We start from the raw sequence: 12002 nt of genomic DNA, 5'->3' as shown, positions 1-12002 counted from the left end.
GTTGTTTCGCAGAGTTCACGAAATAACCTTTCATTAATTTAAGAGCAATAAAGAATTATCTAATTCTCCAATTGACTAATTTTCTAATTCTACAATTGTTCGTTGTTTAGTACAACTTTATATTTGATGGTTGCTGTTGGTTCAACTGTTTTGGCAACTGAGCAATATTTCTCAAAAGAAAGCTGTGCTGCACGCTGTGCTTTTTCAGGAATAATATCGCCTTCTAAATAAAAAACTACATTGATTTCCTTAAAAGGTTTTGCTTCATCAACCTGAACACGCTCGCCTTCAACCTCAGCATTAAAAGATGTTATTTCCTGACGCTGTTTCTTCAAAATTGAAATCATATCAATGGCGCTGCATCCGGCAACACCCATTAAAACTAATTCCATCGGACTTGCACCTAAATCGCTTCCGCCAAATTCTGCGCGGCTATCGACGTCGACTACATGACCGCGTTCATTTTTGAGTTTAAAATGAAACGCATCGTTTACTCTGTTTAGGGTTACTTTCATTGTGTTGTTATTTTTTTGTTTTTTGTTTGAATTCAGAAATCTAAAATCTATTAGCCTTTATCCGATAATCTCAAAATATCACCAAAAACTCCTCTCGCTGTTACCGCAGAACCTGCACCGGCTCCCTGAATTACGATTGGACGATCGCCATAAGATTCTGTATAAATTTCGAAGAAAGAATCAGATCCTTTTAATCCGCCCAAAGCGGTGTCTGAAGGAACAGAAACTAATTTTACTTCCAGATTTCCTTTGTCATTTTGCAAATCTCCAGACAATTCACCAATGTATCTTAATACGTGATTTGGTTTTTGATCGGCTTTTATTTTCTCGTAAATTGGGTCGAATTCTTTTAGTTTCGTTAAGAAATCAGATACGTTTCCTTCACGCAAATGTTCTGGAATTAAATTTTGAATTGAGATTTCTTCAAACTCATTCTGCAAATCCAATTCTCTCGCTAAAATCAATAATTTTCTTCCCACATCATTTCCGCATAAATCCTCACGTGGATCCGGTTCTGTGTATCCGTTATCGATTGCTTCTTTCAAAATTTCGCTAAACGGAACATCTTTTGCTGAAAAATTATTGAATAAATAACTCAATGTTCCGGAGAAAACGCCTTTTATTTTCGTGATATTTTCACCAGAAAGGTGTAATAATTTTATGGTATCAATTAATGGCAAACCTGCGCCAACATTGGTTTCGTATAAATAATTCTTTTGATTTTCTGCTAAAGCTTTTCTTAGTTCTTTATAGAAACCATAACTTAATGTATTGGCTACTTTGTTAGAAGAAATCAAATCGAAACTGCTTTCTACAAACGGAATATAATTTTCTACGAATGAAGCACTTGCCGTATTATCGATCGCAATTAAGTTTTCTAAATGATGTTGGTTTGCATAAAGGATAATGTCCTGAATTGTATACGCAAGACCTTCTTTTTCAATATCTGTTTTCCAGTTTGAAGTTACGCCATTTTTATTTAAAAGTAATTTTTTAGAATTGGCGATAGCAAAAACATTCAGCTTAACGTCTTTTCTTTTTTCGATGGCTGCAGCCGATTCTAAAATCTGGTTGATTAACGTTCCACCCACTAAACCGTGACCAATAATAGCAATGTTGATTTTTTTAGAAACTCCGAAAATCTCTCCGTGAATTACGTTTAAGGCTTTATTCAGTTCTGATTTCTTAACAACCAAACTCACGTTTTTACCCGTAACGGTGTTGTTAAACAGTATCGGAACAATTTTATTTTTAATTAATGCTGTATAAGGTTTATGGAAAGTGCTCAAATCCTGACCAATAATTGAAATTACCGACACATTATCTGTTACTGTAATCTGGTTTACATCTTTAGAATAAAAGTCGTTTTCGAACTCTTTTTCTAATTCAACCATTGCCAATGTCGCTTTATCAGTCGCTACAACAAGTCCAATTCCTCTTTCTGAAGAACCTTGCGAAATAATGCTTACGCTGATATTATGATCGCCCATTACTTTAAAAATACGGGCATCAACACCGGCTTTTCCAAGTAATCCACGACCTTCAAGATTTACAAGAGAAACATTTTCTAAAACAGAAAGTGTTTTGATTCCTTCTTTTGTAGAATCTGAAGTAATTAAAGTTCCGCGATTTTCATGATTGAATGTATTTAAAATACGAAGCGGAATATTTTTTTCCAACAAAGGAATAATCGTTTTTGCATGCAGAATTGTCGCACCGAAATTTGCTAATTCGTTGGCTTCATTAAACGAAAGAAATTCGATTTTTTTAGCATCGGCAACCAAATCAGGATTTGCAGTGTAAATTCCGTCAACGTGGGTGAAGTTTTGTAATTCTTCGGCATTCAAATAATTAGCAATTAACGAAGCGGTGTAATTACTTCCATTTCTTCCTAAAGTTGTGGTGTCGTTATTGTTGTTTGAACCAATAAAACCCGTTACAATATTTACTGTAGAACCGTTATGTTCTTTAAAATAATTAACTACATTTTTCTTCGAAAGCTGTTCCAATGGCTGTGCATCACCAAATTTAGAATCCGTTTTTAGCAATTCTCTTGCATCAACAAAGTTGGCCGGAATTCCTTTTTCTTTCAAAATAGAAGTCAGTAATTTAGCCGAAAGCAATTCGCCTTTAGACAAAATCTGATCTTTGATTTTATTACTGTAATCGCCAATTAAGCTTACACCTTCAAAAAGTTTTTCTAAAATTGTAAATTCTTCAGATAAATCAACTTGTGGATAATCTGAAATCTGATAGATTTTAAAATTTTCGAATAAGGGTTTATAATTTCCGTTTTTGGCGGCAATTTTTAAAATATAATCCAATTCATCTGTAGCGTCTCCACGGGCAGAAACTACAACGGCAATTTGCTCACCCTGATTTACTTTATCTGAAATAATTGAGACAACTTTGTTAAGTCCTTCCCCGTTTGATAATGATTTACCTCCAAATTTTAATACTTTCATTTTATTTTGCTATTGTTTCTGCCTTAAAAATATCGGCAAGTAAATGATCTAATTGTTTGTACTCGATTAAAAAAGCGTCATGTCCGTGAACTGAATCTATTTCGTTATAAAAAACATTGTCTTTGAACTTTTTTAAATCCTGATAAGTTTCTCTATTTTCTTTTGCCGTAAAAAATAAATCAGAATTGATTCCGATAATATGAATTGTGGCGTTTGTTTTTGATATTAAAGCTTCGAAACTCTCACTGTTTCTGGTAATATCTATGGTTTTAAGCAATTGGTTCATTAATTTATATGAAGCCAACTGATATCTTTTCTGCAATTTATCTCCGTGATGTGCCAACCAGCTTTCTATGTTAAAAACAGAAAGATTTTCATTGACAGTACGTTGAAATTTTTCTTTGAATGATTCCGGAGATCTGTAACACAACATGGCGTGAATTCTGGCGTCTTCGATTGGTCTTGATGAATTGTTCAGAATTTGTTCTTGTAAAAAACAATTGGCAATCATCCAGTCTGTCGATTTCCAGTCGGCTGCAATTGGTATTAAGTTTTGAGTGATGTCTGGTTTTAGAGCCAGCATTTCCCAGGCAATTCCACCACCAACAGAACCGCCAATAATACTATGAACCTGCTCTATATTTAAAGCATCAAGTCCTTCGATAAAAATTCTGGCAATATCTCTGGTTGTAAAATCCTGGTAGTTTTCTATAATAAAAGAATCTGTCCCGTTGCCCGGAACATTGAATGCAAGAACGGTATATTTATCGGTATCAATTGTTTTTCCTTCGCCAATTAAATCGCTCCACCAGCCGTTTTCGCCGGTAACCTGAGCATTTCCTGTCAAGGCGTGATTTACCAAAACAATAGGAGCGCTATGCAATGGCAAACCAGAAACGGTAAAGCTTAAAGGTAACGAACGGTAAAGTGCACCATTTTCGGTGGTGAAATTTTGTATGGTAAAAGGGTTTGGTATATTTTCCAATTTCAAATCTGTTGTATTATTGATTTGTATCTGGAAATATTAGAAAGAAAAAACTAGTATGAAACTAGAAAAATTCTTGTTGTTATCTTTCCACGTTTGGGCGTGGTAGAATGCAGCACCTTCTTCGCTTTACCGAAGGGTTGCTAAGGATTCATCGGGTCTAATCCCTCGTCCTTTCTTTATAACATTTCAATACGTTTTTGAACTTAAAGGTGCAAATTAACTACTAATTTCTTAAACAAACAAATTTTATCGAAACTGATTGCTCAATTTCTTAAAGATAATTCAAACTAAAACTGTTGTACGCAAAAAATTACCGAACGATTTGCCCAGTAAAATTAAGCAGGTTATCCCCTATTTTATGATGCTTTTCGATTTAAATAAAAAGCGTTTCATTTTCTTTTGAGTACATCAAAAACAATAAAGAATTTGGTTCTTTTTTCTCTTCTTTTATATCCGTTTCATTTATTCCAAATCTTGGATGAATCAATTCGTTTTTCGGCGGCGGCGGATTGTTTCTTTTAGTTCTGTTTTTCAATGTTGAAATTGTTTTGCTGATGTAGTTTAATGTGCTCATGATATTAAGTTTTAGTTTGTGTTGTGTATTTATCTTTATTATTCGTTTATTCTTTTGTTAAGCCTACAGAATGAAATAAAAAAACCCTTCTGGAACGGAATACCAAAAGGGTTTAAGTTTTTCAAACTCATATACTTTTAGTATCAACAGACGCGCACGCAAATAGATGCGACAGAGAACATCTTGTTCATCTGTAGGGATTTATTCATCTGTGATTTATTTATTATTTTAAATTCTTGCATTTTCTTATAAAATTAAAAAGCCTCCAAAAATTATTGAGAGGCTTTTGCATATATTTTTATTGTATTCTTACAATTTAAGCAAAAGTCTTCCCAACGGTTTTATCCGAAACGGCGCAAAACATTTTATAGATATTTAAGTGCATTGATTCAGTAGCTTTTGGGTTTAACAAATATGGGAATATTATTTTAATTACGCAAATAAAAAACAATAAATTAATACGAAAATCCGACAAAAAATTACTTTTTCGCGATATAAAACATCTTACAAATTTTTTGTTACACAAAAACAAGGTAAAAACTTACAAATAGTTGCTATACATCTTATTATTTCCACAAATCAGTTTATCAAAGAACATTTTAAAGTTTTTTTTCAATTCGGCATTAAAGCCAGACTGCTTCTTTATTTTTAATTTTTTCAGCCACTTTCAAAATGTCAGTTATAATTCCCCTTGAAATTGCCTGTTTACAAGCCGAAGCACTTTGAATTACGATAGGAACATCTGCATAAGATTGTGTATAAATTTCGAAAATCGTATCCGAACCTTTTAATTGTCCGATGGCAGTTGTTGCCGGTTCTGAAATTAATTTTACCTCTAAGGTGTTTTTTACAACATCAAATTCACCTACATACCTCAAAACGTGATTATCGGCCTGGGTGATTTTTGCAATTTTAAACGATTTATCAATGGCATCTTTATTAAGGATTCCGTTTTTCTCTAAATGTTCTTGTGTAATAAGAGGATTGATTTTAATATCCGAAAGTTCAAAATCTTTCCCAATTTCTCTGGTAAGAATCAGTAGTTTTTTGGCTGTATCATTTCCGGATAAATCTTCTTTAAAGGTAGAACGCATCAATCCTAATAAACTGGCATCTTTTAAAACAGATGAAAAAGTAGCCTCTTCATTCGAAAACCGATTAAAAACATAACTCAGATTATCAGAGAAAACACCTCGTATCTTGGTTATCTTTTCTCCGGAATAATATAAATCTCTCAATGTTTGCAAAACAGGAAATCCGGTATCGACTGAAGTTTCATAAAGAAACTCTTTGTCATACTTTTTAAGATTTTCTCTTATTTCTTTATAAAGGTCAAGCGGAAGCGTATTCGCTTTTTTATTGACAGCCACAATATTGAATCCGTTTTGAATCAACGTATTATAATGACTTATTAATTCGTCGCTCGCTGTAGCATCAACTGCGATTAGATTTTCGAATTCATTTTCTTTCGCAAATTCTATAATATCTTCTACTTTAAAAGGAACAGCCAATTGCACAAAATTGGTTTCCCAGGCATACCCAACGCCTTCTTTCTCGAAAAAAGCAACGGTAGAATTGGTGATAATCGGAAAATGAAAATCGATGTTTTTACTTTGCAGAAAAAAATCCTGACTTTCAATAATCTGATTAATCAAAGTGCTTCCGATATTTCCAATTCCAAAAAGGATAATATTTATTTTAAGCTTTGACATAATTTTTAATTTATTGGGGGTTGATTAAACCATATAAGTGATATAAGTTCCTTTAAATAGTATCAAATATTCATAATTTAGACGCAATGCTGTGCGTCTCTACTTATATGGTAAAAAAATATATGTTGCGTTTTTTCATAAAAAATCACCTCTAGCAAAACTCACTTGCTAAAGGCAATTTTTCAAACAAAAAACAAAAAAACCTAATTCTTATTAATGCTATATTGTGATTGTGTCACATTTGCAAAAACTGTTTTTAAATCGGCGATTAAATCTTCGATATCTTCAATTCCAACAGAAAGTCGGATTAAATCTTTTGAAACTCCGGTTTCCAATTGTTCCGAATCTGTCAATTGCTGATGCGTCGTACTTGCCGGGTGAATAATTAATGATTTTGTGTCGCCAATATTTGCCAATAAGGAGAATAGTTTGGTCTGGTCTACTACTTTTTTAGCTGCATCAAAACCGCCTTTTAATCCAAAAGTGATAATGCCGCTTTGTCCTTCCGGAAGATATTGTTTGGCTAAATCATAATATTTATTGGTTTTTAAACCCGGATAATTTACCCAAACCACCTCATCTTGTTTCTCCAACCATTCGGCTAAAGCCAAAGCATTTTCGCTGTGTTTTTTAATTCGGATTGGCAATGTTTCCAATCCCTGAATAATTTGAAAAGCATTAAACGGACTCAAAGCTGAACCAAAATCACGCAATCCTTCAATTCTTGCTTTTGCAATAAAAGCAGCATTTCCTAAAGCTTCGTGATATACTAATCCGTGATATCCTGCAGAAGGTTCTGTAAATTCAGGGAATTTTCCGTTAGACCAGTCAAAAGTTCCGGCATCGATAATGGCGCCTCCTAATGAAGTTCCGTTTCCGGCGATATATTTAGTTAAGGAATGAATAACAATATTCGCTCCGTGTTCAATTGGTTTTAATAAATACGAAGTCGCCACTGTATTATCTACAATAAAAGGCACTTTGAAGTTTTTGGCTTCCGCCGAAATTGCTTTCAAATCCAAAACATCTAATTTTGGATTCCCCAAAGATTCTACAAAGAAAGCTCTTGTGTTTTCTTTGGCTGCTTTGGTGAAATTTTCTGCTCTTGCCGGATCAACAAATGTTGTCGTAATTCCTAAACGAGGTAAAGTCACTTTTAATAAGTTATAAGTTCCGCCGTATAAACTATTTGATGCCACAATGTGATCTCCCGCTTTTAGCAAAGTCAGGAAAGTTGTTGCAATTGCCGATGCTCCGGAAGCTGTAACAACCGCTGCGATTCCGCCTTCAAGCGCTGCAAGCCGTTGCTCCAAAACATCATTTGTTGGGTTATTTAATCTCGTGTAAATAAATCCTGCTTCGGCCAAACCAAATAAATTAGCGGCATGATCAGCATTATTAAAAACATACGATGATGTCTGATAAATTGGCACTGCTCTTGTGCTTCCGTTTTTAGTTACGTCGTGTCCTGCGTGTAATGCGTTTGTTGCGAATTTTTGTGTGCTCATGATTTCTTAGTTTTTTAAATATTGTTAATAGTATATATTGTGGTTGATATTGATTCTTAATATTGAATTGGTTAAACAAAAAATTCTTCTTCTTCAAGCTCATACATTTGAAACAGTAATGATTTTTGACTTGTCATATAGTGTTCCGGATTATAATGTGAAGCTCCGTTGGTTGATTCTTCAGCATTATTACTTTTTTGAGAATCTGTTCTTAATAAATATTGAAATGCGATTGTATTTATATCTAGTGTGTTCATGATTTTTAATTTTAATTGTTGGAAATAAAAAAGCCCTTTCGGATGGCTTACCAAAAGGGCTTATAGTTTTAACTATAACAAAGATTTTATCTTTCACTTTCGGCAATAGCAAGTCTGGATGCACATACACATCTTACAACACATCATCATTTTATTTACTATTGAATTCATTTTATTTTTTGTTTCACCATATAAGTGATATAAGTTCATTTTAGTTTTTAGTATTCTTAAGCAAAACTTATATTTTCTTATATCACTTATATGTTTAATTTTTTTTATACTTTCAATTTAGATCAAAAAAAAACCTCCGCGATTGCAGAGGTCTTATTGTTATTTTTAGATTTAGATACTAAACAATAGTGCACTCTGCGGAAGTTTCCGGCATCATGCAACACATATTTTTAATTACTAAATTCATTTTTCCTATTTGTTTTGTTTGGCAAATGTGGGAACTTTTTTTCAAACCACCAAACAAAAATTGATTTATTTTCCATTACCCTATCAAATTAGTATATTATGTTAAATTTCTGCTTAGAAAAATAAAAAATGTTCAACTTTAATTTGCAAATCAAAATGGTTTTGTACTTTTGCACGCGAATACAGAGGAAAAATTTGAACTGATTGCAACCTCTTCATAATGAAATGGTTCGTTATGAATACTGAAAGATTGATTTCGGTAGTAAAAAATGCTAAAGCAGGAAATCTCCTTTAGCCTTTTTCAGCAATTATTTTCCTCGCTTAATTTTAATTTAATAATTATTATGGCTTATTTATTTACGTCAGAATCTGTTAGTGAAGGGCATCCAGACAAAGTTGCAGATCAAATTTCGGATGCATTAATTGATAACTTCTTAGCATTTGATGCTGACTCAAAAGTAGCATGTGAAACTTTAGTTACAACTGGTCAGGTAATTTTGGCCGGAGAAGTAAAATCGAATACCTATCTTGATGTGCAGCAAATCGCTCGTGAAGTAATCCGTAAAATTGGATATACAAAAAGCGAATACATGTTTGAGGCAAATTCTTGTGGAATTTTATCAGCAATTCACGAACAATCTGCAGATATTAATCAAGGTGTAGACAGAGCTAAGCCAGAAGAACAAGGTGCAGGAGATCAGGGAATGATGTTTGGTTACGCAACTAACGAAACTGAAAACTACATGCCATTGGCTCTTGATTTATCTCATAAATTATTACAGGAGTTAGCTATTTTAAGACGTGAAAACAAAGAAATCACTTATTTACGTCCGGATGCTAAATCTCAGGTAACTTTAGAATATAGCGACGATAACAAACCAACCCGTATTGATGCGATTGTAATCTCGACTCAACACGATGATTTTGATGAAGAAGCTACAATGTTGGCTAAAATCAAAAAAGATGTTATCGAAATTTTGATTCCAAGAATCATTGCTAAAAACCCAACGCACGCACATTTATTCAACGATAAAATCAACTATCATATTAACCCAACAGGAAAATTCGTAATTGGAGGACCTCACGGAGATACAGGTTTAACAGGAAGAAAAATCATTGTTGATACTTACGGTGGAAAAGGAGCTCACGGTGGTGGTGCTTTCTCTGGGAAAGATCCAAGTAAAGTAGACAGAAGTGCGGCTTATGCTACACGTCATATCGCTAAAAACTTAGTGGCTGCAGGTGTTGCTGACGAGATTTTAGTACAGGTTTCTTACGCTATCGGAGTGGCTCAGCCAATGGGTATTTTCATTGAAACTTACGGAACTTCTAAAGTAAATTTAACCAACGGTGAAATTGCTAAAAAAGTAGAAGAGTTATTTGATATGCGTCCTTACTTTATTGAACAACGTTTAAAATTAAGAAACCCTATTTATAGCGAAACTGCTGCTTACGGACACATGGGACGTAAACCAGAAGTTGTAACGAAAACTTTTGCTGCTCCGGGAGGACATTCAAAAACAGTTACTGTAGAGTTGTTTACCTGGGAAAAACTTGATTTTGTTGACAAAGTAAAAGCTGCATTCGGACTTTAATTTTTAATTCAAACGATTATTAATTCTTAGGCTTCACGGTCAATTTCTTTTTAATCTTACTTATATTACCCCGATTTCTATGCTATAGACTTCGGGGTTTTTATTTGGTTATTAGATCGCATTTGCTTTTCTTTAATGCTAAATTAACCAAACCAAAAATGAGTAAACTTCCTTCGTTACAAAATGTATTGAATGCGATACAAAAAACAGTTTTCAGATTTACTTTAGAAGTTTTAACTGCCGTTATCGGAACTGTTTTTGCGATTATTCTCAATGAAATAAAGTACAATAATCCCAACAGAGCGTTTTATGAAAAAGCCTTGATGAGTTCTTCGCTTTGCCTTGTTCTTTTTCTTTCTGTTAGTTTATTTTTTCTTAGTTCAGACAAAAAGAAAATCTTAAGGTTTGCTGCCAGTTTATTACTTGGATCTTTAGTTGTTGCTTTTGTATTTAGCTTTAGCGAAAAAATAACACAAACAGAATTTCAGCAGTTTTTTGTTCTCAATATCGCCTTACATCTATTGGTTTCGTTTGCCGGATTCTTACCAAAAAAATACAATCAGGAAGAATTTTGGGAATTCAACAAACAGCTTTTCCTCAGAATCCTAACCTCTGGTCTGTATAGCGTTGTGCTGTATGGCGGTTTGGCTTTGGCCATTTTAGCGATCGAAAAACTATTCAAATTTGATTTTTACGACAATATTTACCTTTATATCTTTTTCACCATTTTCGGGATTTTCAATACGATCTTCTTTTTAAATGGAGTTCCGGAAATTGATAAGGAAGAAATTGCTCTTGAATTAAATTACCCAAAAGGACTTAAAAACTTTACACAATACGTTTTATTGCCTCTAATAAGTCTTTATCTGGTGATTTTAATCTGTTACGAAGCTAAAATCCTCGTGACACTTTCATTGCCTGTCGGATGGGTTTCTTACCTTGTATTAGCTTTTGCCATCACAGGAATTCTTTCGTTTTTATTGGTTCATCCTATTGCAAATGAAAACGGAAATCTCTGGATGCGAACGTTCAATCGTTGGTTTTACTTTTTATTAATTCCGTTATTGCTATTGTTATTCTGGGCCATTTTGTACCGAATTAATCTTTACGGATTTACACACGAACGTTATTACGTTTTATTGTTATCGATTTGGCTTGCAATTGTTGTGGCGTATTTTTTAATCAACAAACATCCAAAAATAAAATTCATTCCTATCAGTATGTGTCTTGCCGGATTGTTTTCGATTGTTGGTCCTCAAAGCGCAGATTCTGTTTCAAAATACAGTCAGTTATCTCGTTTTGAAAGTTATCTTCAAAAATCCGAAGGTAAAAAACTAACATTTGAACAAGAGCAGGAATTAAGCAGTATTGTTTATTTTTTAGAAAGAAATTATGGATTTGAAGTTCTGCTTCCGCATGCTAATAAAAAATTGGATGCACTTTATAAAAAAGACAAAGATCCGGGAATAAATCAAATTATGAAAAGCTTAGGTTATGAATATCAATCTGAATATGCCCGAATAAATGACGCAAATGATTCTTTTAGTTATTATTATTATTATTACGAAAACAATCAGAATAGTGTAGAAAACATTCATGGATATGATTTCATTTTTACCTTATTTAAAAACAATGCTTTTGAATGCAATAATTGTATCACTATAGATAATTTATCCTATTCCATAAAATCAATAGAAAAAGATTACGGGCAGGATTTACAAATTAATCAGGATATAATTCCTCTTAAAATAAATGATTTTGTAAACTCAAATTCAAAATTTAAAATTGGAAACGACTATTCTGATTCACCTGAAAAAATTGAACAAAAAATAGAGAATTCAAAATATACGATTTTACTACATTATTTTCTTGCGAATGGTAAGATTGAAAACAACAAAAAAATCTTAGAAAACTACCAGATAAAAATAATGGTTGGCATTAAGAAATAAAAAAAGAACCCGACAAGATTTT

Annotated in this window: 9 protein-coding genes and 1 riboswitch; of the genes, 2 read left to right on the top strand and 7 right to left on the bottom strand. The window is 33.1% G+C overall.

Annotated elements, in window-relative coordinates:
• Positions 1-89: 89 nt before the first annotated feature.
• The 7 genes from AC3QL1_RS07515 to AC3QL1_RS07485 form a co-directional block, all read right to left on the bottom strand.
• Positions 90-515 (bottom strand): OsmC family protein, encoded by a 426-nt coding sequence (locus tag AC3QL1_RS07515; RefSeq protein ID WP_492496463.1) that lies wholly within the window; start codon positions 513-515, stop codon positions 90-92.
• Positions 516-565: 50 nt separating this feature from the next.
• Positions 566-2980, bottom strand: coding sequence for a bifunctional aspartate kinase/homoserine dehydrogenase I (thrA, locus tag AC3QL1_RS07510; RefSeq protein WP_492496461.1), 2415 nt, complete (start codon positions 2978-2980; stop codon positions 566-568).
• Position 2981: 1 nt separating this feature from the next.
• The gene (locus tag AC3QL1_RS07505) at positions 2982-3965 is read right to left on the bottom strand and encodes an alpha/beta fold hydrolase (RefSeq protein WP_492496459.1); all 984 of its coding nucleotides are present in this window, start codon (positions 3963-3965) and stop codon (positions 2982-2984) included.
• 79 nt (positions 3966-4044) lie between these two features.
• Positions 4045-4153: riboswitch (SAM riboswitch) on the bottom strand.
• A 188-nt stretch (positions 4154-4341) separates the two neighbouring features.
• Positions 4342-4542 (bottom strand): hypothetical protein, encoded by a 201-nt coding sequence (locus tag AC3QL1_RS07500; protein ID WP_492496457.1) that lies wholly within the window; start codon positions 4540-4542, stop codon positions 4342-4344.
• A 623-nt stretch (positions 4543-5165) separates the two neighbouring features.
• On the bottom strand, positions 5166-6254 hold the full coding sequence (locus AC3QL1_RS07495) for a homoserine dehydrogenase family protein (RefSeq protein WP_492496455.1): 1089 nt from the start codon (positions 6252-6254) through the stop codon (positions 5166-5168).
• Between the two features lie 203 nt (positions 6255-6457).
• A complete protein-coding gene (locus tag AC3QL1_RS07490) occupies positions 6458-7762 on the bottom strand; it encodes an O-acetylhomoserine aminocarboxypropyltransferase/cysteine synthase family protein (RefSeq protein ID WP_492496454.1) in 1305 nt (434 codons plus the stop codon).
• Between the two features lie 71 nt (positions 7763-7833).
• Complete coding sequence (locus tag AC3QL1_RS07485; protein ID WP_492496452.1) at positions 7834-8019, bottom strand: hypothetical protein; 186 nt, start codon at positions 8017-8019, stop codon at positions 7834-7836.
• A 761-nt stretch (positions 8020-8780) separates the two neighbouring features.
• Between AC3QL1_RS07485 and metK the strand changes: the two genes are divergently transcribed.
• Together metK and AC3QL1_RS07475 are read left to right on the top strand one after the other, a co-directional pair.
• Positions 8781-10031 (top strand): methionine adenosyltransferase, encoded by a 1251-nt coding sequence (gene metK, locus AC3QL1_RS07480; RefSeq protein ID WP_492496450.1) that lies wholly within the window; start codon positions 8781-8783, stop codon positions 10029-10031.
• 158 nt (positions 10032-10189) lie between these two features.
• On the top strand, positions 10190-11980 hold the full coding sequence (locus tag AC3QL1_RS07475; RefSeq protein ID WP_492496449.1) for a DUF4153 domain-containing protein: 1791 nt from the start codon (positions 10190-10192) through the stop codon (positions 11978-11980).
• The last annotated feature ends 22 nt before the right edge of the window (positions 11981-12002 follow it).

The organism is Flavobacterium sp. GW823-FHT04A11 (assembly GCF_058796535.1).
This window is presented reverse-complemented; position numbering and strand designations above follow the sequence as displayed.